This window comes from Sphingomonas sp. CFBP 13603, from assembly GCF_014892665.1.
Classification (GTDB): domain Bacteria; phylum Pseudomonadota; class Alphaproteobacteria; order Sphingomonadales; family Sphingomonadaceae; genus Sphingomonas.
The window spans coordinates 118,230-142,069 of sequence record NZ_JADBIA010000007.1 but is presented as its reverse complement, the minus strand read 5'-3'; the positions used below and the strand labels follow the sequence as shown (position 1 = coordinate 142,069).

The 23,840-nt window shown below is 66.2% G+C and carries 18 protein-coding genes; 12 read left to right on the top strand and 6 right to left on the bottom strand.

Going from position 1 to position 23,840, the window contains the following annotated elements; all coding sequences use genetic code 11:
- Positions 1–39: 39 nt before the first annotated feature.
- Positions 40–1,422 (top strand): helix-turn-helix domain-containing protein, encoded by a 1,383-nt coding sequence (locus tag IFR23_RS12650; RefSeq protein WP_192976220.1) that lies wholly within the window; start codon positions 40–42, stop codon positions 1,420–1,422.
- A gap of 144 nt (positions 1,423–1,566) precedes the next feature.
- On the opposite strand, the gene IFR23_RS12645 is transcribed toward IFR23_RS12650, so the two are convergent.
- From IFR23_RS12645 to IFR23_RS12635, 3 genes are all read right to left on the bottom strand, one after another.
- The gene (locus IFR23_RS12645; RefSeq protein ID WP_192976219.1) at positions 1,567–2,514 is read right to left on the bottom strand and encodes an aldo/keto reductase; all 948 of its coding nucleotides are present in this window, start codon (positions 2,512–2,514) and stop codon (positions 1,567–1,569) included.
- On the bottom strand, positions 2,511–2,714 hold the full coding sequence (locus IFR23_RS12640; protein WP_192976218.1) for a hypothetical protein: 204 nt from the start codon (positions 2,712–2,714) through the stop codon (positions 2,511–2,513). Before IFR23_RS12640 ends, IFR23_RS12645 begins: the two co-directional genes overlap by 4 nt.
- Positions 2,715–2,825: 111 nt before the next feature.
- Positions 2,826–3,197 carry a hypothetical protein gene (locus tag IFR23_RS12635; protein ID WP_107955214.1) on the bottom strand — a complete coding sequence of 124 codons (372 nt, stop codon included), beginning with the start codon at positions 3,195–3,197 and terminating at the stop codon, positions 2,826–2,828.
- 193 nt (positions 3,198–3,390) lie between these two features.
- Between IFR23_RS12635 and IFR23_RS12630 the strand changes: the two genes are divergently transcribed.
- The 5 genes from IFR23_RS12630 (at position 3,391) to IFR23_RS12610 (ending at position 9,661) form a co-directional block, all read left to right on the top strand.
- Positions 3,391–4,344, top strand: a complete 954-nt coding sequence (locus tag IFR23_RS12630) for an ArsR/SmtB family transcription factor (RefSeq protein WP_192976217.1) — start codon at positions 3,391–3,393, stop codon at positions 4,342–4,344.
- On the top strand, positions 4,341–5,285 hold the full coding sequence (metF, locus tag IFR23_RS12625) for a methylenetetrahydrofolate reductase (protein WP_192976216.1): 945 nt from the start codon (positions 4,341–4,343) through the stop codon (positions 5,283–5,285). Before IFR23_RS12630 ends, metF begins: the two co-directional genes overlap by 4 nt.
- Positions 5,286–5,412: 127 nt before the next feature.
- Positions 5,413–6,471, top strand: a complete 1,059-nt coding sequence (locus tag IFR23_RS12620) for a homocysteine S-methyltransferase family protein (RefSeq protein WP_192976215.1) — start codon at positions 5,413–5,415, stop codon at positions 6,469–6,471.
- Positions 6,472–6,587: 116 nt separating this feature from the next.
- On the top strand, positions 6,588–9,293 hold the full coding sequence (metH, locus tag IFR23_RS12615; RefSeq protein WP_192976214.1) for a methionine synthase: 2,706 nt from the start codon (positions 6,588–6,590) through the stop codon (positions 9,291–9,293).
- 83 nt (positions 9,294–9,376) lie between these two features.
- The gene (locus IFR23_RS12610) at positions 9,377–9,661 is read left to right on the top strand and encodes a CsbD family protein (protein ID WP_107963636.1); all 285 of its coding nucleotides are present in this window, start codon (positions 9,377–9,379) and stop codon (positions 9,659–9,661) included.
- 57 nt (positions 9,662–9,718) lie between these two features.
- Here the strand turns inward: IFR23_RS12610 and IFR23_RS12605 are convergent, their stop codons facing one another.
- Positions 9,719–11,143, bottom strand: coding sequence for an aldehyde dehydrogenase family protein (locus IFR23_RS12605; protein ID WP_192976213.1), 1,425 nt, complete (start codon positions 11,141–11,143; stop codon positions 9,719–9,721).
- Between the two features lie 106 nt (positions 11,144–11,249).
- On the opposite strand from IFR23_RS12605, the gene IFR23_RS12600 reads away from it, so the two are divergent.
- The 4 genes from IFR23_RS12600 (at position 11,250) to IFR23_RS12585 (ending at position 15,328) form a co-directional block, all read left to right on the top strand.
- Positions 11,250–12,224 carry a quinone oxidoreductase family protein gene (locus tag IFR23_RS12600; RefSeq protein ID WP_192976212.1) on the top strand — a complete coding sequence of 325 codons (975 nt, stop codon included), beginning with the start codon at positions 11,250–11,252 and terminating at the stop codon, positions 12,222–12,224.
- A gap of 61 nt (positions 12,225–12,285) precedes the next feature.
- On the top strand, positions 12,286–13,311 hold the full coding sequence (locus IFR23_RS12595; protein ID WP_192976211.1) for a LacI family DNA-binding transcriptional regulator: 1,026 nt from the start codon (positions 12,286–12,288) through the stop codon (positions 13,309–13,311).
- A complete protein-coding gene (locus IFR23_RS12590) occupies positions 13,311–13,991 on the top strand; it encodes a response regulator transcription factor (protein ID WP_192976210.1) in 681 nt (226 codons plus the stop codon). Before IFR23_RS12595 ends, IFR23_RS12590 begins: the two co-directional genes overlap by 1 nt.
- Positions 13,991–15,328 (top strand): sensor histidine kinase, encoded by a 1,338-nt coding sequence (locus IFR23_RS12585; RefSeq protein ID WP_192976209.1) that lies wholly within the window; start codon positions 13,991–13,993, stop codon positions 15,326–15,328. Before IFR23_RS12590 ends, IFR23_RS12585 begins: the two co-directional genes overlap by 1 nt.
- 63 nt (positions 15,329–15,391) lie before the next feature.
- Here the strand turns inward: IFR23_RS12585 and IFR23_RS12580 are convergent, their stop codons facing one another.
- Positions 15,392–17,989 carry a TonB-dependent receptor gene (locus IFR23_RS12580; RefSeq protein WP_192976208.1) on the bottom strand — a complete coding sequence of 866 codons (2,598 nt, stop codon included), beginning with the start codon at positions 17,987–17,989 and terminating at the stop codon, positions 15,392–15,394.
- A gap of 264 nt (positions 17,990–18,253) precedes the next feature.
- Here IFR23_RS12580 and IFR23_RS12575 point away from each other — a divergent pair, with 264 nt between their 5' ends.
- Together IFR23_RS12575 and IFR23_RS12570 are read left to right on the top strand one after the other, a co-directional pair.
- The gene (locus tag IFR23_RS12575; RefSeq protein ID WP_192976207.1) at positions 18,254–21,316 is read left to right on the top strand and encodes a TonB-dependent receptor; all 3,063 of its coding nucleotides are present in this window, start codon (positions 18,254–18,256) and stop codon (positions 21,314–21,316) included.
- 5 nt (positions 21,317–21,321) lie between these two features.
- Positions 21,322–22,338, top strand: a complete 1,017-nt coding sequence (locus IFR23_RS12570; RefSeq protein ID WP_197978437.1) for a phytase — start codon at positions 21,322–21,324, stop codon at positions 22,336–22,338.
- A 3-nt stretch (positions 22,339–22,341) separates the two neighbouring features.
- Here IFR23_RS12570 and IFR23_RS12565 read toward each other — a convergent pair whose 3' ends face one another.
- Entirely contained in the window at positions 22,342–23,679 is a 1,338-nt protein-coding gene (locus IFR23_RS12565) for an AarF/UbiB family protein (RefSeq protein WP_192976205.1), read from the bottom strand.
- Positions 23,680–23,840: the final 161 nt, after the last annotated feature.

Below are 23,840 nucleotides of genomic sequence, written 5' to 3'. Positions count from 1 at the left end.
ACGTGTCGTTCTGTAAATATCGTGACAGGAGGGTTTGCGATGGCGGAACGGAAATTGCTGGCGGGGCATGCGATCCGTCGCTTGCGGCGCGGGGCGGGGCTGACGCAGGCGGCGATGGCCGACATGCTCGCGATCAGCCCGAGCTATCTCAACCTCGTCGAGCGCAACCAGCGGCCGATCTCCGCGACGCTGCTGATCAAGCTGGCCGAGAGCTTCGATTTCGATCCGCGGTCGCTCGCGGCGGGCGAACCGGGTGGCGGCGCGGATGCGATCCGGCGGCGGCTGGCCGACCCGATGTTCGCCGACCTCGAGATCGACCGCAACGAAGTCGAGGAATGGCTTGCTAGTGCCCCCGGCGGTGCGGCGGCATTTGCGCGCGTGTTCGACCGGATCGGCGGCGGCGCGGTGGTCGAAGCGGGCGACGATCCGGTCACGCTCGTCCGTCGCGAGATCGAGCGTTGGCGCAATCATTTCGCCGACCTCGACGCCGCGGCCGAGGCGCTCGCGGACGAATTGCGGCTCGGTGCGGGCGATCTCTACGGCGCGATCGCCGAGCGGCTGCGCGCCAAGCACGGCCTGACCATCCGCGTGCTGCCCGCCGACGTGCTCCCCGACACGCTGCGCCGCCTCGACCTGCACGCGCGCCAGTTGCAGTTGAGCGAGATGCTCGACCCGGCCTCACGCACGTTCGCGGTCGCGTTCCAGCTTGGGCAGATCGAGGCGAAGGCGGAGATCGATGCGCTCGCCAAAGGCGCAGGGTTCACCGATCGCGCGGCGGAAAGGCTCTATCGCCGCCACCTCCTCGGCTATTTCGCCGCCGCGCTGATGATGCCGTACGCGCGTTTCCTCCGTGGATGCGAGACGACGGGGTACGACATCGAGCTGTTGCAACGCCGGTTCGGCGCTGGCTTCGAACAGGTCGCGCACCGGCTGACGACGTTGCAACGGGTCGGCGCACGCGGCTTGCCGTTTTTCATGATCCGTATCGATAGGGCGGGGCAGGCGTCGAAGCGCTATCCCGGCGCCAGCGGTGCGGCGCTGGTCGAGGCGTACGGGCGCTGTCCATTGTGGCGGTTGCATCATGCATTCGACCGGCCGGGCAGCCTTATGGTGCAGCTGGTCGAACTGGAGGATGGCGCGCGCTGGCTGACGATGGCGCGTACCGTGACGCCGCAGGGCAGCCGATTTGGCGCAGTGCACGCCGAGTTCGCGATCGGTCTCGGCGTCGCGGCGGCGCAGGCGGGTGTGCTGGCGGCGGCAAGCGGCTTCGATCTGGCGGGGAGGGCGATGCCGATAGGGCTCGGCTGCCGCGCCTGTTTCCGCAACGATTGCCCGCAACGATCGGTAGCGCCGGCCGGGCGGGCCCTGCTGATCAACGAGCGCGAGCGGCGGACGTCCGCGCTGACGTTTGCGGGTGACTAAGGGAGCCCTTCTAATCCTCCCCCGCAAGGGGGAGGTGGCAGGCGCTTGCCTGACGGAGGGGGAGGAAGGGCCAACCTCTGTTGCGCGTCCTCCCCCTCCGTCACCTTCGGCGACACCTCCCCCTGGCGGGGGAGGATCAAGTGGTCAGGCGCCAGCGACCATCAGCGCGTCCAACTGGTCCTTGCTCAACTCCAGCGTCATCGCCGGCAACAGGTCTTCAACCTGCTTCACGCTCGTGGCGCTCGCGATCGGTGCCGTAACGCCCGGCTGCGCAATCAACCACGCCAGCGCAACCTGCGCGTGGGTCGCGCCAGTAGCTTCGACCACCGAGTCCATCGCATCGAGGACAGCCTTGCCGGTACCTTCGAGCAATTCGCCCATCCGACCGCCGCGAACGCTCTGGCCCAGATCGTCCTTCGTCCGGTACTTGCCAGTGAGGAAGCCCGAGGCGAGGCCGTAATAGGGCAGCACACCGATGTTCTCGGTGACGCAGTAATCCTGCAATTCGCCCTCGAACTTGGTGCGGCTGACGAGATTATATTCGGGCTGGAGGACGTGATAGCGCGGCAGGTCCGACGTCTTGGCAGCCTCGACCGCAGACTTGAGGCGGGCGGCGTGGAAGTTCGAGGCACCGATCACGCGGACTTTCCCCGCATCGACCAGCTTGCCGAACGCTTCGAGGACGGCCTCTTGCGACTGCGAGTCGTCGTCCTGGTGCGCGTAATACAGGTCGATGCGATCGGTGCCGAGGCGCTTCAGCGAAGCTTCGGCAGCGGCGGCGATGCGCGCGGGGGCCAGCTTCTCGCCGCCTTCGCCGGGGAGCATGCCGACCTTGGTCGCGATCAGCACGTCGTCGCGTTTGCCGCTGGCCTTCAGCCATTCGCCGATCATGCTCTCGGATTCGCCGCCCTGATGGCCGTCGACCCAAGCCGAATAGACGTCCGCGGTGTCGATCATCGTGCCGCCGCCCGCGACGAACGCGTCGAGCACGGCAAAGCTGGCAGCGCGGTCGGCAGTCCAGCCGAACACGTTGCCGCCAAGGACGAGCGGGGCGATCTTCAGATCGGTCGAGCCGAGGCGGCGGAGGGTCATCGGGTCTGATCGCTTTGATTCGAGGGGAGTTCGGTATCTTCAGAAGCGGCGGCGACCGCGTTCAGATCGACGCTGTTCGCAACGAGCATCGCGGCGGCTTCGTTCAACTGGTGTGCTTCGTCGGCAGTGACCGCGCCGGGTTCGCTCTCGGGCGAGCAAGCCGCGAGCGCTGAAACAGCGAAAAGCGCCCCCACCATCATACCGTCATGCCAGCGAAAGCTGGTATCTTTCCGTGTCGGTCGTCGTGACCCGAACCGGGAGACCCCAGCTTTCACTGGGGTGACGGAGAAGTGGGGGCGCCTTGTCAAGGCTTAGTCCTTGATCGCGTTGCCGGCGCGGGTCAGCGCGTTGCCGGTGGCGTCGGCGGCGCGGTCTGCACCGTTGCTGATCGCAGCGCCCGCACGGTCTGCACCGGCTTCGATCCGGTCACCGGCGCGGTCGGCCTTGGCGTCGAGATGGTCGGTCGAGTTGTCGATCTTGGCACCGGCATTGTCGAGCGAGCGCTCGGCCGAACCCAGCGCGCGATCGCTGGCCGCGCTGACGTCGTCGACGGCATTGGCCGTGGTCGCGCTCGCATCGGCGGCGATCGCGTTGGCGGCCTGTGCGGTCTGGTCCTGCGCGTTGTTGCTGCAGGCTGCGAGGCCGGCGGTGAGCGCCAGGGCGGGGATCAGGAACTTCTTCATAGGTATCTACTCCCGTGGATGTCGTCTTGTGGACCGGGTAATGCCCAGCCCATAGCGCAATCGAACGCGGATAAAGCGTTTCCGATCCGTCACGATCGGCCGCGATGCGATAAGTCGCGGGCGGATATGGCCAATGTCGAAGACGCGCACGCCTGCGTTGACCTCATATAAAGAATTCTTTATATGTCGTGGCATGACGATGGCGCTCGAAATCTTCCGTGCTTTGGCGGACGCGACCCGGTTGCGGATCCTCGCGCTGTTGCGGCGGATGGAGCTGTCGGTCGGCGAGCTCGCGCAGGTGCTCGGGCAAAGCCAGCCGCGCGTCTCTCGCCATGTGAAGATCCTGTGCGACGCCGGGCTTGCCGAGCGTCGCAAGGAAGGCAGCTGGGTGTTCGTCGCGCTCGGGTCTCCGGACGTGGTCGAGCCGGTCGCGGGCGCACTCGATGTTTGGGCGAAGGCCGAGCCGGATCACTGGGCGGTCGCGGATGCGGCGCGGCTCGCGGCGGTGCGCGCGGACCGGGCAGCGAGTGCTGCGGCGTGGTTCGAAGGGCATGCCGACGAGTGGGACGCGATCCGTTCGCTGCACGTCGCCGACAGCGAGGTCGAGGCGGCGATGGCGGCCGTGCTTGGCGATGCGCCCGTCGGCACGCTGATCGATATCGGGACGGGCACGGGGCGGATGCTCGAACTGTTCGGCGGACGCGCGACGGTCGCGCTCGGCATCGATCGCAGTTCGGAGATGCTGCGTCTGGCGCGTGCCAAGCTGCACGACATGACGCATGCCGAACTGCGCCAGGCCGATCTGTACGCACTGCCGATGGCGGATGCCGCGGCGGACGTCGCGATCCTGCATCACGTGCTCCACTTCGCGCAGCAGCCAGGGGCTGCGGTGAGCGAAGCAGCGCGGGTGCTCGCGCCCGGCGGTCGGTTGCTGATCGCCGACTTCGCGAGCCACGACCGCGAGGAACTGCGGTTGCGCGATGCGCATACGCGTCTCGGGTTCGCGGACGAGCAGATGGCGGCGTGGTTCGAGGCGGCGGGTTTGCAGACGGCGCGCGTCGAGACGCTCGAGGGCGGTGAGTTGACGGTGAAATTATGGCTCGGTCGGAAGATCGGCGCGAGCTTGCGTGAGGTGAAGGCGGCATGACGAACATTTCGATCCCCCAACTGGCCGAAGCGCGCCGCGCGCTCGAAGAGCCGCTGTTCGCGGATCTTGCGGGCGATGTCGGCATCAGCTTCGAGTTCTTCCCTCCGAAGAGCGAGAAAATGGAGACGCAGCTCTGGGAGGCGATCCGCACGCTGGAGCCGCTCGGCCCGGATTTCGTGTCGGTGACGTACGGCGCGGGCGGGTCCACGCGCGAGCGGACTCATGCGACGGTGGCGCGGATCCAGCGCGAGACGTCGATGAACGCTGCCGCGCATCTGACGTGCGTCGAGGCGACCAAGGCCGAAATCGATCAGGTCGCCGAGGAATATTGGGCGGCAGGCGTGCGGCACATCGTCGCGCTACGTGGCGACATGCCAACCTTGGGTCAGCCTTATCAGGCGCATCCGGGCGGGTATGAGAACGCGGCGGCCCTAGTCGCTGGCTTGCGGAGGCTGCATCCGTTCGAGATCTCGGTCGCGGCGTATCCCGAATGTCATCCGGAATCGGGCGGGCACGACGCGGATATCGACAATCTGAAGCGCAAGATCGATGCCGGTGCGACCCGTGCGATCACGCAGTTCTTCTTCTCGCCCGAAGCGTATTTTCGGTTCCGCGACCGGGTAACGGCGGCCGGGATCACCGCGCAGATCCTGCCGGGGATCCTGCCGGTGTCGAACGTCGCGCAGACCCGGAAGTTTGCAGGGCTCTGCGGTGCGGAGATCCCGGCGTGGATGGATCGGCTGTTCGAAGGGCTCGACGATCACCCCTCGGCACGGCAACTCGTCGCGGCGACGATCGCGGCCGAGATGTGCCGGCGGCTTTATGCAGGGGGGGTGAAGGATTTCCACTTCTATACGCTCAACCGCGCGGAGCTGGCGTATGCGATCTGCCACATGCTCGGCGTGCGTGCGAAGCCGGTCGACAAGGTCGCCGCGGCGTAATTCTGCTCCCCTCCCGCAAGCGGGAGGGGCCGGGGGTGGGCTCGCGCTCGCCTCCAACGATATCGCCCGAGGATAGCGGGCGCCCACCCCCAGCCCCTCCCGCTTGCGGGAGGGGGGAGTGAAAACGATGACACCACGTGAACGTTTCAACGCGGAAGCCGCCAAGCGCATCCTGATCACCGACGGCGCGTTCGGTACCGAGATCCAGAACTGGAAGCTCGACGAGGCGGCCTATGCTGGGTCGCTCGGCCTGAGCCACGACCAGAAGGGCAACAACGACATCCTGGCGATCACGAAGCCGGACGTCCCGGAGACGATCACGCGCGAATATCTCGAGGCGGGCTCGGACATCGTCTCGACCAACACGTTTAGCGCGAACATCATCTCGCAGGCCGATTACGGTGCCGAGCATCTGGTGCGCGAGATCAACGTGGAGTCCGCGCGGATCGCCCGTGCGCTCGCAACCGAGTACGAGGCCAAGGACGGCCGCCCGCGCTTCGTCGCCGGCGCGATCGGGCCGACCAACAAGACGCTGTCGCTGTCGCCCGACGTCAACGATCCAGGCTTCCGCGAGATCGACTTCGACTACCTCAAGGGCGTCTACCGCGAGCAGATCGACGCGCTGCTTGAAGGCGGCGAGGGGGTCGGCGTCGACTTCATCCTGATCGAGACGGTATTCGATACGCTCAACGCCAAGGCCGGCATCATGGCGGCGATCGAGGCGGGCGACGCGCTGGGGCGCGACGTGCCGATCATGATGTCGATGACGCTGACCGATCTCTCGGGGCGCAACCTGTCGGGGCATACGGTCGAGGCGTTCTGGCATGCGGTGCGGCACGCCAAGCCGATCACGATCGGGCTCAACTGCTCGTTTGGTGCGGAGCAGCTTCGCCCGCACGTCAAGACCTTGAGCGCGATCGCGGATACGCTGATCATGGTGTATCCGAACGCCGGGCTTCCCAACGAACTGGGCGAGTATGACGAGCAGCCCGAGACGACGGCGGGGTTGGTCGGCGAGTGGGCGGTGGCCAAGCAGGTCAACGTGCTCGGCGGGTGTTGCGGGTCGACGCCGGCGCATATCAAGGCGATGGCCGACGGAGTGCGCGGGCTTGAGCCGCGGGTCGTCGCGCGGCCGGAAGTGCGGACAAAGCTCGCCGGTCTCGAACCGTTCACGATGGCCGCCTAGTTCCCCTTCCGCTTGCGGGAGGGGTTAGGGGAGGGGCTGGCCCAACCCGACACCCTCGCTCGCGGCAAGTCCCTCCCCCGACCCCTCCCGCAAGCGGGAGGGGAGGAAAGAAGATCATGACAACCTCCTCCACCTCTTTCGTCAACATCGGCGAGCGCACCAACGTCACCGGCTCGGCGCGCTTCAAGAAGCTGATCATGGCGGGCGATTACCCCGCCGCGGTCGAGGTCGCGCGCCAGCAGGTCGAGAGCGGCGCGCAGGTGCTCGACGTCAACATGGACGAGGGGCTGCTCGACGCGCATCACGCGATGACGACGTTCCTGAAACTGATTGCCGCCGAGCCCGACATCGCGCGTATCCCGTTCATGGTCGACAGCTCGAAATGGAGCGTGATCGAGGCCGGGCTGAAGTGCGTCAGCGGCAAGCCGATCGTCAATTCGATCAGCATGAAGGAGGGCGAGGAGCAGTTCCTGGCGCAGGCGCGCAAATGCATGGCGTACGGTGCGGCGGTCGTCGTAATGGCGTTCGACGAGGTCGGGCAGGCGGATACCAAGGATCGGAAAGTCGAGATCTGCGAGCGCGCCTACAAGCTGCTCGTCGGGATCGGCTTCCCGCCCGAGGACATCATCTTCGATCCCAACGTCTTCGCGGTCGCGACGGGGATCGAGGAGCATAACAACTACGGCGTCGACTTCATCGAGGCGTGCAAGGAGATCAAGGCGCGCTGCCCGCACGTCCATATCTCGGGCGGGCTCTCGAACTTCAGCTTCTCGTTCCGCGGCAACGAGCCCGTCCGCCGCGCGATGCACAGCGTGTTCCTGTATTATGCGATCCCCGCTGGCATGGACATGGCGATCGTCAACGCCGGCCAGCTCGACATCTATGATGACATCGATCCCGAACTGCGCCAGGCGGTCGAGGACGTCGTGCTCAACACCGATCCCGAGGCTGGTGACCGGCTGGTCGCGCTCGCCGAACGCTATCGCGGCACCGATGTGGTTGCGGAGAAGGCGGCGGCGGAATGGCGCTCGTTGGGTGTCAACAAGCGGCTCGAGTACGCGCTGGTGAAGGGTATCGACCTCCACGTCGTCGAGGATACCGAGGAAGCGCGGCTGATCATCGCCGGCAATGGCGGTCGCCCGATCGAGGTCATCGAAGGCCCGCTGATGGACGGCATGAACGTGGTGGGCGACCTGTTCGGATCGGGCAAGATGTTCCTGCCGCAGGTGGTCAAGTCGGCGCGCGTGATGAAGAAGGCGGTCGCGCATCTGCTGCCGTACATCGAGGCGGCCAAGGAGCCCGGCGCGCGCGGCAAGGGCAAGATCATCATGGCGACCGTCAAGGGTGACGTCCACGATATCGGCAAGAACATCGTCGGCGTGGTACTCCAGTGCAACGGCTTCGACGTGGTCGATCTCGGCGTGATGGTGCCGTGGTCGAAGATCCTTGAATCGGCGAATGAGAATGATGCGGACATGATCGGGCTCTCGGGGCTGATCACGCCGTCGCTCGACGAGATGGTGACGGTCGCCGAGGAGATGAAGCGCGCAGGCATGACGATGCCGCTGCTGATCGGTGGCGCGACGACCTCGAAGGTGCACACCGCGCTGCGGATCGCGCCGGCCTATGATGGCCCGGTGGTGCATGTGCTCGATGCGAGCCGCGCGGTGGGTGTCGCGTCGACCTTGGTGTCGGACACGATCCGCGACGAGTTCGTGGCCAAGACCGCGGACGAGTATGAGGCGGTGCGGATTTCGCGCGCAAACAAGGGGCAGAGCGAGTTGCTTCCCTTGGCGACGGCGCGGGAGCGCGGGTTCTTGGCGGACTTCGCGATGAAGCCGCCTGCGCCGGTGAAGCCTGGCGTGCACGTCTTCGCGGATTGGGACCTGTCGGACCTGCGCGACTATATCGACTGGACGCCGTTCTTTCGCGCGTGGGAATTGGCGGGGAATTTCCCGGCGATCCTGACCGACGAGGTCGTCGGCGAGAGTGCGAGTTCGCTGTATGCGGATGCGCAGGCGATGCTCGATACTATCGTCGCGGAGAAGTGGCTGACGCCGCGCGGGGTAGCGGGTCTGTGGCCCGCGCGGCGCGAGGGGGATGACGTGGTGGTCACTGCCCCCTCTACCCTTCGGGGAGAGGGCTGGGGTGAGGGGCAGCCAAGCAATGCTGCGCCCGGAACAGCCCCTCACCCCGACCCTCTCCCCGCAGGGGAGAAGGAGCAGGAAGAGGTCCGCCTGCCCATGCTCCGCCAGCAGATCGCCAAGCGCGAAGGCCGCGCGAACATGTGTCTCGCCGATTTCGTTGACACCCAGGACGACTGGTTCGGCGGTTTTGCAGTCGGCATCCACGGGATCGACGACCACATCGCCCGCTTCAAGGCGGACAACGACGATTACAACGACATCCTGCTGAAGGCGCTCGCCGACCGCTTCGCCGAAGCCTTCGCCGAACGCCTCCACAAGCACGTCCGCACCGATCTCTGGGGCTATGCACCCGACGAACAGCTCACCAACGAAGCGATGATCAAGGAACAGTATCGCGGCATCCGCCCGGCACCGGGCTATCCCGCATGCCCCGACCATAGCCTCAAGCCGATCCTGTTCGACCTGCTCGACGCCGAGACCGCGACCGGGCTCGAACTGACCGAGAGCTTCGCGATGTTCCCGACCGCCGCAGTCTCGGGCTTCTATTTCGGCCACCCGCAGGCGGAATATTTCGGGGTAGCCCGCGTCGGTCGCGACCAGCTCGAGGATTATGCCGTGCGACGTGGCGCGGACCTGAAGACCGCCGAACGCTGGTTGCGTCCCAACCTCGATTGATCCGGTCGCGGAATAAGATCGAGCGACGCCTGTTTCTGCAAGCTCATCGGCAACGACGCCGGTTCCACTCAAGGAGACGATCTGTGAACAGCGACACCCTCACCGGCACGGCAAACGACCTCGGCGGCAAGCTCAAGGAAACCGTTGGTGGCGCAGTCGGCGACAAGTCGCTGCAGAGCGAAGGCGTTGCAGATCAGCTTGGTGGCACCGTGCAGAAGACCATCGGTCAGGCCAAGGACGTCGTCGAGGGCAACGTCCGTCCGCTGATCGATTACGTGCAGCAGTTTTCGCGCGAGCGTCCGTTCACCGCAGCGGCAGTCGCCGGCGTGCTCGGTATCGCGCTGATCAATACCCTCCGCGGCAAGTAATCCGCGATCGACGACGTTCCGCTGCGTGCCAGCGGAACGTCGTTCTGGCCTGTCAGATCAGGCCGGCAGACCCAATACCGTCTTCACTTCCATGAAATCGGTGAGGCCATAACGGCCATTCTCACGCCCGTTGCCCGACTGCTTGTAGCCGCCGAAGGGCGCGCCGATGTCCGGGCTCCACGAATTGATCGTCACCAGCCCCGCGCGCAGTCTCGGCGCAACCTTGGCCGCCTCCGCGGCGTCACCCGAGATCGTTGCGGACAGCCCGTATTCCGTCGCGTTGGCGATGCGGATGCCCTCGTCGCGGTCGTTGTACGCGGTGATCGTCGCGACCGGACCGAACGTCTCCTCCTGCGCAATCCGCATGTCGGGACGTACGTCGGTGAACAGCGTCGGCTGGATGTAATAGCCCGCATTGCGCCCGTCCGGACGCCCGACGCCACCCGTCACTAGCGTCGCGCCTTCGTCGATCGCGGACTGGATCAGCCCCTGGATCTTGTCGAACTGCGCCTTGTTGACGACCGGGCCGATATGCTGGCCCATCTCGGCAGGATCGCCGACCTTGGTCTGCTCCATCATCGACTTCACGATCGCAGTTGCCTCGGCAATCTGGCTCGCATGCACCAGCAGGCGGGTCGGCGCGATGCAGCTCTGCCCGGAATTCGCAAGCACACCGGCCACCGTTGCCGGCAGTACGGCTGCGAGGTCGGAGCCTTCCAGCACGAGGTTCGCCGCCTTGCCGCCCAGTTCCTGATGTACGCGTTTGACCGTCGGTGCGGCCGCCAGAGCAACGGCGATCCCGGCGCGCGTCGAGCCGGTGAAGCTGACCATGTCGACGTCGCGGTGCGAACACAGCGCCGCACCGACGCCCGGACCGTCACCGTTGATCAGGTTGAAGACGCCCGCCGGCACGCCTGCCGCATCCATGATCTCCGCCAGGATTATCGCGCACGACGGCGCCTCCTCGGACGGCTTCAGGATCATCGTGTCGCCGGCAGCAAGGGCAGGGGCGACTTTCGCGCAGATCTGGTTGAGCGGCCAGTTCCACGGCGTGATCATCGCGACGACGCCGAGCGGCTCGTGCACGACGGTCGCCTTGCCGATGACTTCCGAGAACTCGAATGCCGCCAGCGCCTTCGCCGTCGCCGAGAAATGCGCAAGGCCGGTGGGCGCCTGCGCCATCGATGCGAGCGCCATCGGCGCGCCCATTTCCTGCGACATCGCCTTGGCCAGATCGGGCATCCGCGCCTTGTATTCGGTCATGATCCGGCCGAGCACGTCGAGCCGCTCCTGCACGCTCGTCTGGCTCCAGCTTTCGAACGCGGATCGAGCCGCAGCCACCGCCTTGTCGACGTCGGCAGCAGTGCCGAGAGTGATCTCCGTGCAAGGCTGCTCGGTCGACGGGTCGATCACCTGATAGACGGTGCCGCCTTCGCTCGGGACCCAAGCGCCGTCGATATACTGGTTCAGATAGCTCTTCATCGTGCCTCTCCGCATCTTGTCTGGCGAACGAATGGGCTCGCCGCCGATCGGTTGCAACCCGAAACGCGTTCTATAGGGTGCGGCCTTGAATCAACGGGAGGCCGAGATGGCACGAGTGGCGAAAATCGAAACGACCGGCGGTCCGGACGTCATCCAGTGGCACGATGTGACCTTGCCGGCGCCGGGCAAGGGCGAGGTGTGGATGCGCAACACCGTGGTCGGGCTGAACTATATCGACACCTATCACCGCAGCGGCGTGTACCCGATCGACCTGCCGTCGGGCCTCGGCAGCGAGGCGGTCGGCGTGGTGATGGCAGTGGGCGAAGGCGTGGCCGATTTCGCGCCTGGTGACCGCGTCGGTACCTTCGGCCCGACCCGCGGCGCCTACGCGACCGAGCGCAACGTGCCGGCTGCCGAACTGTTCGCGTTGCCCGACTGGCTCGACGATCGCACCGCTGCGGCGATCCTGCTCAAGGGCTGCACCGCAGAGTTCCTCGTCGAGCGCTGTGCGAAGGTCGAGGCGGGACAGACCGTCCTGGTTCATGCGGCGGCCGGGGGCGTCGGCCATATCCTGGTCGGCTGGCTCAAGCATATCGGCGCCACCGTGATCGCAAGCGTCGGCAGCGACGACAAGGCTGCGCGCACGACGAAGGCGGGCGCGGACCACGTCATTCTCCACAAATCCGAGGACATCGCCGCGCGCGTGCGCGAGATCACCGGGGGCGAGGGCGTGCCCGTCGTGCTCGATGGCGTCGGTGGCGCGACCTGGGCCGCGTCGCTCGCCAGCGCCGCGCGACGCGGGCTGATCGTCAGCTACGGCAATGCAGGCGGAGTGGTCGATGGAGTCAACTTGGGGATATTGGCGCGCAATGGCTCGCTGTTCGTCACCCGGCCGACGCTGTTCGACTATTACGCGACGCCGGACGAGAAACGAGCTGGCCTCGGCCGCGTCTTCGCGATGGTGAAAAGCGGTGCGATCACGCCGGAGATCGGTCGGACCTTCCCGCTCGAACAGGCGGCGGACGCGCATCGTGCCGTCGAAGCGGGCGACACGTCCGGCAGCACGATCCTGCTGACCTGACGATCCGCTGCTGCTTGCCGCCGGTGTCGCCACGCCCGGTATGACGCGCTAGGGTCGACGGATGAGCGAACCGATCCTTCCGCCCGCCGCGCGTATCCGCAACATCGCGGAACTCGCGCGGCTCGCCGGGGTACACGCCGGCACCGTATCCCGCGCACTGGCGGACAATCCGCTCGTCGCGCGCGATACGCGGGAGCGGATCCAGGCACTGGCGGCCACGCACGGCTTTCGCCCGAACCAGATGGCTCGCCGTCTGCGCGTCCAGCGCACCGGCCTGATCGGCGTCGTCGTGCCGCTCGGCCATGAGCGTCGCCAGCATCTGTCCGATCCGTTCTTCATGACGATTCTCGGCCATATCGCCGATGCGCTGACCGAGCACGGCTATGACCTGCTGTTGTCGCGGATCATCCCCGATGCCGACGACTGGCTCGAGCGGATCGTCGATTCCGGCATGCTCGACGGTGTCCTGCTGATCGGCCAGTCGGACCAGTTCGCGGCGATCGAGCGGGTTGCGGCGCGGTATCGGCCGATGGTCGTCTGGGGTGGGCATCGACCGGGACAGGTCCATTGTGCGGTGGGCGTCGACAACCGGCTCGGTGGACGGCTCGCCGGCGAGCGACTGATCGCGCGGGGCTGTCGGCGGCTCGCCTTTTTCGGCGAAGTCCGCACGCTCGAACTCGAAGAACGCTATAGCGGACTGTGCGATGCGGCGGCGTCTGCGGGGCTGGCCAGACCGCTGCAACTCGACACCCATCTGGCGTCGGACGTGATGCCCGCCGAGATCGCGGCGCATCTCGACACGGTGCTGGGGTCGATCGACGGTATCGCCGCGGCGTCGGACGTGATCGCGATGCGGACCGTCCGCGCGCTCGCCGATCGTGCGATCCAGGTGCCGGGCGACATCCCCGTGACCGGCTTCGACGATCTCCCGTTCGCAGAGCAGACCGTGCCGCGGCTTACCACCGTTCGCCAGGATATCGCGACGGGCGCGCGCGCGATGGTCACGGCGCTGTTCGCCCGCATCGCCGGCGAGGATGCCCCCTCAGTGGAAATGCAGCCCGTGCTCGTCGCGCGCGACACCGCGTGATGAGCCTGAACATTCTGCTGGTCGAAGACGATGGCGTGTTCGCGCAAGGGATGGCCGAGGAACTGCGCGGGTTCGACCATACCGTGACCGTCGCGGCCGACGGTCGCGAGGCGCTCGCCGCGGTGGACAGTCAGCCGTTCGACGCGGTCGTGCTCGATCGGATGCTCCCTCGGATCGACGGCATTTCGGTGCTCGAACGGTTGCGGAGCGGGAACATGACGCTGCCGGTCATCATGCTCAGCGCGCTCGGTCGTTCGGTCGAGAAGGTCGAGGGGCTGGAGGCCGGTGCCGACGATTACGTGGTCAAGCCGATCGCCGCGGTCGAACTGAACGCCCGGCTGCTCGCGCTGGTACGCTCTCGTGGGTGGACCGCGGGCAGCGCCGACACGATCCGCGCAGGCGATATCGTCGTCAGCCCGACCCGCTTCCGGGCATGGCGTGCCGGTACCGCGATCGACCTCGGCAAGCTCGAATTCAAGTTGCTCAACGAGTTCGTCGCGAACGCCGATACGGTGCTGACGCGGGCGATGCTGGTCGAGCGCGTGTGGGGCTACGACTTCGCGCCGACCACCAACATCGTCGACGTCTATGTCCGCCACCTGCGCGTGAAGCTGACCGCCGATGGCGGCGAGGACCCGATCCTGACGGTGCGCGGCGTCGGCTACATGTTGCGCGGCTGATGCGCTTACGGTCGCTGCGCACGCTGACGCTGGCATTTCTGCTGGCGTTCCTCGTGGTGACGCTCGGCACTGGTTTCGCGATCTATTCGGTGACGCTCAGGACGATCGAACGGCTGGTCGACCGCCGCATCCAGGCCGTCTTTGACGAGATCGCCGGAGCCTTCGGCGATCGTAGCCCCGAGGAACTTGTTCGCCGAATAAACGCAGCGACCCGCCAGCGCGATACCGGCGACATCGGCTTCCTGCTGCTCGATGCCGAAGGCCACGCCCTTGGCGGCAATATCAGGATGCCGCGTCGCCTGCCGCTCGGTTTTTCCACCTTGCACGGCCGCGATCGGATCATCGGCCTTTCCGCTGGGCGCGCGCTGGTTCGCGACGTCGGCGGCGGCATGACGCTGACGACGGTCGCCGAGACCGAGCCGTTCGACGATTACGGTCCCGCGCGGATCGGCATCTACCTGATCGGTTTCGGGTCGATCCTGCTGATCGTCGTCTGCGGGCTGTCGGTCTTCGTCGTCACCATCAGCCGGCGGATCGGCGAGACGCGGCGGACCGTCGATGCGATCATCGATGGCGACATGACGCGCCGTGTGCCGGTCGACCGATCGGGCGGCGAGTTCGCGCAACAGGCGATCGCGTTCAACCGCATGCTCGATCGAATATCCGATCTGATGGCGAGCATCAGCAACGTATCCAACGACATAGCGCATGATCTTCGCACGCCGCTGGCACGTCTGCGAAGCCAGCTTGCCTTGTCCCGGCGACGGGCGGAGAGCGAGGCGCAACGCGACGATCTCGACGCAGCGATCGCGATGAGCGACGAACTGCTCGAGATGTTCGCAGCGATGTTGCGGATCGCCGAAATCGAGGGGGGCGACCGTCGCGCGGCGTTCGCGTCGCTCCATCTGGCGGCGCTGGCCGATGAGATCGTGACGATGATGCAGCCGGTGGTCGCCGACAGTGGCCGGACGCTGGTTTTCGATGCCGCCGCCCCAGCCGAGATCGTGGGCGATCGGCATCTGCTCGGCCAGATGCTCGTGAACCTGATCGAGAACGGGATCCGCCATACGCCGGTCGGTACGCAGATCGCGATACAGGTCGGCGCGACCGCCGCCGTGGCGACGCTAATCGTGACCGATACCGGCCCCGGCATTCCGGCGGATCAGCGCACGCTGGCGTTACGGCGGTTCGGACGACTCGACGCCAGCCGCCACGATGAAGGGCACGGCCTCGGCCTTCCCCTGATCCAGGCGATCGTCCGGCTTCACCGCGGTACGATCGCACTGGAAGACGCAGCCCCCGGGCTGCGCGTCGTCGTCACCTTACCCGTGCGCTGAAACGAAGAAACCCGAACAGGCGTGTCGCCTGCTCGGGTTCGTCGTCGCCGATGGTCGGATCGATCAGAACTTGACCGACACGTCCATTCCGTAGGTACGCGGCGCGTTGAAGTTGCCGTAATCGCCCAGCACGTTGCCGATCGGACCCGCCGTCAGGCTGCTGGTCGGTGCACCCGGCAGGCTGTTCGAGGGATCGCGACGGAAGACATACTGCTTGTCGAACACATTGCGGGCCCACACCGAGAAGGTCACATCGGAGGCCGATCCGACCTGCACGTTCGCCAGCGCGATCCTGCCGTTGACCAGGAACGACGCGTCGGCCTTGGTGGCGAACTGGTCGAACGCCTGTGTCGCCTGCGAATAATTGCCGTCGATGTGGAACTTCACCTTGGTGTCGCCGCCGCCGACGGGGATCGCATAGTCGGCAGAACCGCTGGCCGCGTTGCGCGGCGTGAACGGGATGTAGAACTGCTGCAGCACCGTCGACGTGTTGGCGCCCACCGTGAAGCTGACCGGAACCGGCGGTATCTTGGTGTAGGTATAGGCATAGGACGCGTTGAGCGTCAGGCCTTCCACCGGTGCTACCGTCAGGTCCGCCTCGATGCCGCGGATCTTGGTGATACCCGGTGCATTGACGACGCGCAGGACGTTCACGTTGGCGCTGTTCGCGAACGTGATGAAGCTGACGTCTTCCTGGCTGTTCTTCCGGTCCATGATGTAGCCGGCAAGGTTCAGGCGCGCCCGATGCTGCCAGAAGTCCGCCTTCAGGCCGACTTCGTACGACTTCAGATCCTCGGGCTCGAACGCGAGATAGTTTGGCGTACGCGAGCTCGCGCCACCGGCGCGATAGCCGGTCGAGTATTTCGCATAGACGTGCGTGTCGTCGTTCAGGTCATAGGCCAGCGTGACCATCGGATTGAACCGGTTCCAGGTCTTGTCCAGCGGGGTGTAGCCGTTGGCCGCAAGCTGTGCCGGGGTGGCGGTGTCGTAGTTCAGGTTGTTGAAATAGTGCAGGACGCCGCGCTTCTTGTCCTTGGTGTAGCGACCGCCGACGGTGAGGTGCAGCACGTCGGTCGCGTTCCACGTCGCCTGGGCGTACGCCGCATAGCTCTTCGACCAGACTTCCGAGGCGCGATCGATCGAGCAGCCGTTGACCGCGGTGCCGACGAACGCCGGCGTGCTGGCGGTGCAGAACGGGATCGACACGATGTTTGCACCGGTCACGACGCCGTTGGTCGTCGTCGCCACCGCACCGAGCGAGCTCGGCGTCGCGGCATCGTCGCTGACATGCTCGTTGAAGTAATAGAGACCCGCGACGTAGTCGACGGAGTCGATCGTGCCGACTGCCTGGAATTCCTGGCTGAACTGGCGCTGGCGCAGGTCGGCGAGGCTGTAGCGGCTGAAGGCGCACGGCGCGGCCGCGGTGCAGTTGGCGGTCAGGTTGACCAGCGGCGGGCGATGCGCACCGCCGCTATTGTCATACTGCTCCACGTCGACGCCGCGCCATGCGGTGATCGAACGCAGTTCGAGCTCGGAGCCGAGGTTCCACTTCAGCGAATTGGTGAAGCCGTGCGTCTTGTCGACGCTGACCTGCTGCGGCACGCCGATATCGGCGGTCTTCATGCGGCTGTCGCCGTTGACGACCACGCCCGGCAGCAGCGCCTTGACTGGACCACCCGTGAGCGAGGTGTAGTTGACGCTCGGCAACACGCACGTGGTGGACGCAGTGACCGCGCCGTTCGCGCAGCCATTGGGATTGTAGTTCAGCAGCTGGCTGTAGAACGGGGTGTTCTTGTCCTTGGCGACATCGTACGCGAAATCGTTGGTGATGGTGCTGGTCGGCTGCCAACGCACCGCGGCGCGGCCGCCCTTGCGATCGAAATAGTTGAAGCCGGCCGCACCCTCGAACGGGTTCTTCGTGGTCGCGTCCTGATGCTGCAGCACGCCGTCCAGCTTGACGCTGAAGCCGGCGAACTTGGGCAGGTCGAGGTGGAAGTCGCCGTTATAGCCGCCGTAATTGGCGATGCCGCCCTCGGCGCGGCCTTCGAGCTTGCCGCTGGGCGCACGGCTGACGAGGCTGAGCGCGCCGCCCTCGGTGTTGCGACCGAACAGCGTTCCCTGCGGACCTTTCAGGACTTCGACACGCTCGATGTCGAACAGCGCGGCGTTCAGGCCGTGCTGGCGGCCGAGATAGACGCCGTCGATGTAGATGCCGACGCCCTGCTCGCGCGCGGGCTGGTTGGCGTCGAGCGGGACGATGCCGCGGATGCCGATGGTGAGCGCGGACTGGCGCGCTTCGAAGGTGGCGATGCGCAAGCTGGGCACCGTACCGTCGGCGAGATCGTACAGGCTCTGGACGTGGCGGTCGGTCAGCGCGGCGGCGGTCAGCACGCTGATCGCGATCGGCGTCTTCTGCAGGTTGGTCTCGCGCTTGGTCGCCGTGACGACGATTTCGCCAAGACCGGTCTGGTCGGCGGGCTCGGCAGCGGCGGGTTCGGCAGCGGCGGGGGCCGGATCGATCGCGGGGTCTGCGGCAGCCGTCGCGGGCGCCGTATCCTTGGCGGCGGTCGGCGTGGGGGCTGCGAACACTGGCGACGCGATCGCGACCGTCAGGGCGGCGCCGGCCAGCAGCCGCAAGCGCAGGCTTGCTGAATTCAACATCGAGAGTTTCCCTTTTTCGGCAGTCTTTGCCTTGAAGGGCGCGATAGGCGGCGGTCGTGGCACGTCCGTTACGAATATAAGAATTCCGTGTCCGACGATTTTAATGCTCGTTTAATGTGACACTGTCCTCGCGCGAGCGTGAGCCGGTCTCAGATGAACCGTCTGTCATGTCTTTGTCATGCAGACGTAACGGCGTTGCCATGCGAGGCCGCTACCGCGCCTCCCAAGCCGGCTGAAGAAGCCGGGACCACCCGGGGGAATACCATGAAATCGAACCTCTCGACCCGCGTTCGCGGTCGCGTCCTCGCGCACGTACTGCTTACCGGCTGCGCGCTGACTCCGTTGACCGTCGCCAGCGCGCATGCGCGTCCCGACGCCGCGACCTCGGTCGGTGCGCCGCGCGCTGCGGGATCGGTCGTCGGTACCGTGTCGCAGGCGGGCAGCGGCGAATATCTCGACGGCGCGTCGGTCTCGATTCCCGCGCTGGACTTGTCGACCGTGGTTGATCGCACCGGACGGTTCTCGCTGCTCGGTGTCCCCGCCGGCACGCACGAACTCGTGATCCGCTATGTCGGCTTCCCCGACGCACGCCGGACGGTGACGGTCGCCGATACTGCCGTGACGCTCGACGTCGCGATGACCATCGAAGTCGGTGCGAAAGCAGGCGAGGGCGACGAGATCGTCGTATCCGGTTCGCGCCCGATCGCAGAGTCCGAAGCCGCCGCGCTCCAGATCCAGCGGACCAGCCCCTCGCTCGTCTCGGTCATAGCCTCCGACTCGATCGGACGCCTGCCCGATCAGAACGTCGCCCAGGCGGTCAGCCGTCTCCCCGGCGTCGGCGTCCAGCGCGATCAGGGCCAGGCACGCTACATCACGCTGCGTGGCGCACCGATCAACTGGACCACGCTCTCGATCGACGGCATAAACGTCGTCAGCCCCGAAGGTCGCGATGCCCGCTTCGACTCGATCCCCTCGGCGATCGCGTCGCAGATCATCGTGCGCAAGGCGGTCACCCCCGACATGACCGGCGAGACGATCGCGGGCAACGTCGACATCATCACGCGCTCGGCGTTCGATTATCCAGGCATGAAGGTGCAGGCCAAGGGCGGCGTCGGTCATGTCGAACTCGGCAAGAAGACCGAATATGAGGGTTCGCTCGTCATCTCCGACCGGATCGACACCGGCATCGGCGAGTTCGGCATCGTGTCGTCAGCCAGCCTGTATCGTCGCGGCATGGTCACCGACAATTTCGAGACCGATTTCGAGGCGGTCGATCGCGATCTCCGGCCCGGCTTCGAAAACCGCAAATGGGCGCGCGAGACCGAGAACAAGCTGTATCGCCTGACCCGGAAGAACTACTCGCTGTCGACCCGGCTCGACTGGCGTCCTGCGCCCGGCCACAAGCTGTTCGCCGAAACGATCTATTCCGCATTCGAGGACGACGAACAGCGCAACAACTACATCTTCGATCTCGACGACCAGCAGTCGCGCACGCCCAACGGCACCGCCGCCTGCACCGTCAACACGCGGCCCGCGTCGGGGACGACGGGCTACGCGGATGTCTGCACCGGCAACACGCCGCTGCTCGGCACGGTTTACGGGATCGATCTCAACTCGAACTTCACCGTGCGCAAATACAAGCAGTCGGTGTTCACCAACACGATCGGCGGCGATCATGAACTCGGCGAGTGGAAGGTCGCTTGGCGCGGCAACTACACGCGGTCGATCGACGATCGCTCGCAGCCTGCGCAGCTGAACTATGACAGCCCGTCGTTCGGCACCAACGGCGCGAACGCCGCCAACCGCCTGACCGTCGGCTACGACCTGACCGACCCACAGCTCGCCAAGGTCCAGCTGTTCCGCACGATCCGCAACGCCGACGGCACCTTCTCGCGCGGCGCGCAGGTGACGGCGATCGAGGACTTCCCGCGTACGCTGACGCGATTGCGTTCGCTGAAGGCAAAGGATGTGACCGAGGCGTACACCGCCAAGCTCGACATCAGCCGCGAGGCCTCGGTGTTCGGCGCGCAGACGGTGTTCGCGGCCGGTCTCCGCTACGACGATCGCACCAAGACCGCGAACGAGTATCTGATCGACCTGAGCACCCCCGCCCAGTTCGCCGCGGCGGGCATTCCGACCGGGTACGCTGCCATCGCCAAGCCGGGCGGGTTCCAGGGCGAGATCCCGCTCGGCTACATGTTCCAGTATTTCGATCGGGACAAGATTCTGGCGCTGGTCGACCAAGCCAAGGCGGTCAGCCCGTTCGTGTCCACCGACGCCAATTTCTACGACGTCGGCGAGAGGGTCTATTCGGCGTACGCGATGGCGACGACGACCACCAACTGGGGCAGCGTCATCGGTGGCGCGCGCGTCGAGCACATCCGCAACGACGCCCGGGCGTTCTCGTCGCTCGGCCTGATAGACGTGAAATCGAGCCAGACTCTCGTCTATCCAAGCCTGCACGTGAACTGGGACGTCAACGACCGGATGAAGGCGCGGCTGTCGTTCAACACCGGCGCCGCACGCCCGGATTACGATCAGTTGCGCCCCAATCTGAGCATCAACGACGCGAATGCGACCATCTCTGGCGGCAACCCCGACGCGAAGCCCGAAAAGGCCAAGGGCGTCGATCTCTACGTCGAATATTACACGATGCCGCGCGGCTTCCTGTCGATCGGCGCCTATTACAAGGACGTCACTGATGTCCTGTTCGACTCGACCCGGACCTACGGCCAGACGAACCTCAACACCGCCGGCGTCGATCGGTCGGGCTATGTCTACTCGACCATCATCAACGGCGGCAAAGGCTATATCATGGGGATCGAGGGCGCGATCCAGCAGCAGCTCGACCCCTTCACCGCCGATCTCGGCCTGCCGGACTGGATGGGCGGCTTCGGCGTCCAGCTCAACGCGACGATCAACAAGAGCCGCGCCGATACGCCGGCAACGGGTGCGATTCCGTCGCGCAAAGTGCGGCTACCCGGCGCATCGGACGCGATCTACAATCTGATCGCCTATTACGAGAAATACGGATTCTCGGCCCGCGTTTCGTACCAAAACCGGTCGGCATGGCTCGATGCGATCGGTGCGGTGGCGGACGTAGGCGGCACGGTCCGCGGCGTCGACGGCGGCGATTTCTACTGGGCCAAGGACAATGAACTCGACGCGTCCGTCCGCTATGCGATCAACGGCAACGTCGAGATCTACGGCGATTTCGCCAATCTGCTGAACGGGCCGGGCCGCCGCTATGTCGGTTCCTCGGCCTACACGATCGAGCATGAGACGTTCGGCCGGCGCTACACCGGCGGCGTGCGGGTGACGTTCTGATGCGTATGCTTCCCTTTGCTGCGTTGCTGCTCGCGGGATGTGCAACGACATCAACCCCGGTGGCGGTCGAGGCGCCGACAGTCGCGGCGACCGCCGAGACCGATCCGGTCGACACCGCCGCCGATGCCGCGGACGATCCCGCGATCTGGCGCAACGCGAGCGATCCGGCGAAGAGCCTCGTCATCGGCACCGACAAGAAAGCGGGCATCCACGTCTACAGCCTGACGGGCAAGCGCCTCAGCTTCACCCCGGCCGCGCGGCTTAACAACGTCGACCTGCGTGATGTCGGGACGCGCGTGATCGCCGCGGCCAGCGACCGGGCCGACATCGCCACCGCGCACGTCTCGCTGTTCACGCTCGACACGGCGGCGGCGAAGCTCGTCCCGCTAGGCCGCTTCCCGGTCGGGCCGGGAGAGGCCTACGGCATGTGCCTCTGGACCCGCGCGCGCGATCACGCGCTGTTCGGCTTCGTCGTGCTGAAGGACGGCCGCATCGACCAGGTCGCGATCGACCTGTCCGGCGCATCGCCCAAGGTCACGACGGTCCGCTCGATGAAGCTAGGCACCCAGTCCGAAGGCTGCGTCGTCGACGACCGCACCGGGCAACTCTACGTCGCCGAGGAGGACGTCGGCCTCTGGCGGTTCGACGCAGACCCATCCGCGCCGGTCACGGCAACCCCGATCGCCAAGGTCGACGGCAAGACGCTGGTCGCCGACGCCGAGGGCCTCGCGCTCGCCCCGTCGGGCAGGAACGGCGGCTATCTCGTCGTGTCGAGCCAGGGCGACAACGCCTACACGCTCTACCGCCTGCCGGGCGTCACCTATGCCGGGCGCTTCCGCATCGGCGGCGGCGCGATCGACGGCACCAGCGATACCGACGGGATCGAACTGATGCTCGGCAACTTCGGCCCCGCCTACCCCCAGGGCCTGTTCGTCGCACAGGACGGCGACAACGCGCCCGCCACGCAGAACTTCAAATATGTCAGCTGGGCAAGCGTGAAGCAGGCGCTGAAACTGCGCTGATCCTTACGATGGCGCGCCGTCACAATAGGCGGCGACCATAGTGCGGATATCGACTCGCGCCTTGAGGCGAGCGGCAAGCAGGGCAGTGCCGCTGATCTTGCGCTGGACGAACAGCGTGTCGATCGGCGGCAGGTGCCAGGTGTCGCGGTCGCGGGCGATCTCTGTACCCTGTTCGCGCAGGACCCCGACGAACGCGCGGTCGCCGAAGTCGAACGGGCCAGGCTTGGCGAGTTCGGCGAGGATGACGTCGATCATTCGGTCGACCAGTGCGCGATGCTGGAGAACGGCTGCCTCGCCGAGGAAACCGGCGGCGATAGCGGCTTCGCGCACCGCGTCGCGGTCGCCGGCTAGCGCTGCGGTGAGCAGACGGCGATAGCCTTCACCGGTCTCGGCGGGGAGGGGGCGGGCGGCGCCGAAATCGAGCAGGACGAGCTTTTCCGTCTCGGGCTGCCAGCGGTAGTTGGCGAAGTTCGGATCGGTCTGCATCAGCCGCCAGTCGAACAGCTCGCGCAGCACCAGCGAGATCAGGTCGTGCATCACGCGGTCGCGGACATCCTGCGACGCGGTTTCCAGCGTCTCGACGGGCACGCCGGTGACGAAGCTCATCGCGAGGACGCGTGGCGTGGTGAGCTCGGAATAAAGTGTGGGCACGACGAACTGCGACTGGTCGGTGAGCAACTCGCCGTAGCGCGCGAGCATCTGCGCCTCGCGGAGGTAATCGGCTTCCTCGTGAAGCTGCTTCTTCGCCTCGTCGAGCAACGGCACGATGTCGAGCGACTTGGGGAGCATGCCCGACACGCGGAGCAGAGTCGCGACGTTGTCGACATCGGCGTCGATGCTCTCCTTGACGCCAGGATACTGGACCTTGATCGCCAGTTCGGTGCCGTCGGGCAGACGCGCACGGTGGACCTGGCCGATCGAGGCGGCGGCGACCGGGTGCGCCTGGAAATGCGCGAAGCGGCGGCGCCAGTCCTTGCCCCATTCGGCGGCAAGCACGCGATCGAGCTGTTGCGGGGGCATGTGGTTCGCGTTGTTGCGCAGGCGGGCGAGGATGGTCGCGAGTTCGGGCGGGAGCATGTCGCCCGCGTCCATCGAGATCATCTGCCCCAGCTTCATCGCCGCGCCGCGAAGGTGGGAGAGCTGGTCGGCGACTCGCGTGGCGTTCGCGGGGGTGAGGAGGAGGTCGCCGATCTTGGGGCGTTCTCCGTTGGCGAGACGGCGCGCACCCTCGGCGACAACTCCGCCTGCCACGCCGCCCGCGAGTTTGCCGAAGACGCCGAGACGGGCGAGGCGGCCGCTGGGGATCGCGCGTCCGGCGCTGTTGCCGCTGTCTTCGGTCACGGGTGTTCCTTGGGTTTTGGGGGCGGTGCGTCTCGGACGGGATATGGGTGCCGGACGCGGTCGATCAATCGAACCCAACGCGCGAAGTTAATCGAGGCTACCTCCTCTTGTTCTCCCGCGAAGGCGGGAGCCCAGACTGGGTCCCCGCCTTCGCGGGGAAA

Bases quoted from the DNA above. Each gene is read 5' to 3' on its own strand.
- IFR23_RS12650 (WP_192976220.1), top strand. From the start codon at position 40: ATGGCGGAACGGAAATTGCTGGCGGGGCATGCGATCCGTCGCTTGCGG.
- IFR23_RS12645 (WP_192976219.1), bottom strand. From the start codon at position 2,514: ATGACCCTCCGCCGCCTCGGCTCGACCGATCTGAAGATCGCCCCGCTC.
- IFR23_RS12640 (WP_192976218.1), bottom strand. From the start codon at position 2,714: ATGATGGTGGGGGCGCTTTTCGCTGTTTCAGCGCTCGCGGCTTGCTCG.
- IFR23_RS12635 (WP_107955214.1), bottom strand. From the start codon at position 3,197: ATGAAGAAGTTCCTGATCCCCGCCCTGGCGCTCACCGCCGGCCTCGCA.
- IFR23_RS12630 (WP_192976217.1), top strand. From the start codon at position 3,391: ATGACGATGGCGCTCGAAATCTTCCGTGCTTTGGCGGACGCGACCCGG.
- metF (WP_192976216.1), top strand. From the start codon at position 4,341: ATGACGAACATTTCGATCCCCCAACTGGCCGAAGCGCGCCGCGCGCTC.
- IFR23_RS12620 (WP_192976215.1), top strand. From the start codon at position 5,413: ATGACACCACGTGAACGTTTCAACGCGGAAGCCGCCAAGCGCATCCTG.
- metH (WP_192976214.1), top strand. From the start codon at position 6,588: ATGACAACCTCCTCCACCTCTTTCGTCAACATCGGCGAGCGCACCAAC.
- IFR23_RS12605 (WP_192976213.1), bottom strand. From the start codon at position 11,143: ATGAAGAGCTATCTGAACCAGTATATCGACGGCGCTTGGGTCCCGAGC.
- IFR23_RS12600 (WP_192976212.1), top strand. From the start codon at position 11,250: ATGGCACGAGTGGCGAAAATCGAAACGACCGGCGGTCCGGACGTCATC.
- IFR23_RS12595 (WP_192976211.1), top strand. From the start codon at position 12,286: ATGAGCGAACCGATCCTTCCGCCCGCCGCGCGTATCCGCAACATCGCG.
- IFR23_RS12590 (WP_192976210.1), top strand. From the start codon at position 13,311: ATGAGCCTGAACATTCTGCTGGTCGAAGACGATGGCGTGTTCGCGCAA.
- IFR23_RS12585 (WP_192976209.1), top strand. From the start codon at position 13,991: ATGCGCTTACGGTCGCTGCGCACGCTGACGCTGGCATTTCTGCTGGCG.
- IFR23_RS12580 (WP_192976208.1), bottom strand. From the start codon at position 17,989: ATGTTGAATTCAGCAAGCCTGCGCTTGCGGCTGCTGGCCGGCGCCGCC.
- IFR23_RS12575 (WP_192976207.1), top strand. From the start codon at position 18,254: ATGAAATCGAACCTCTCGACCCGCGTTCGCGGTCGCGTCCTCGCGCAC.
- IFR23_RS12570 (WP_197978437.1), top strand. From the start codon at position 21,322: ATGCTTCCCTTTGCTGCGTTGCTGCTCGCGGGATGTGCAACGACATCA.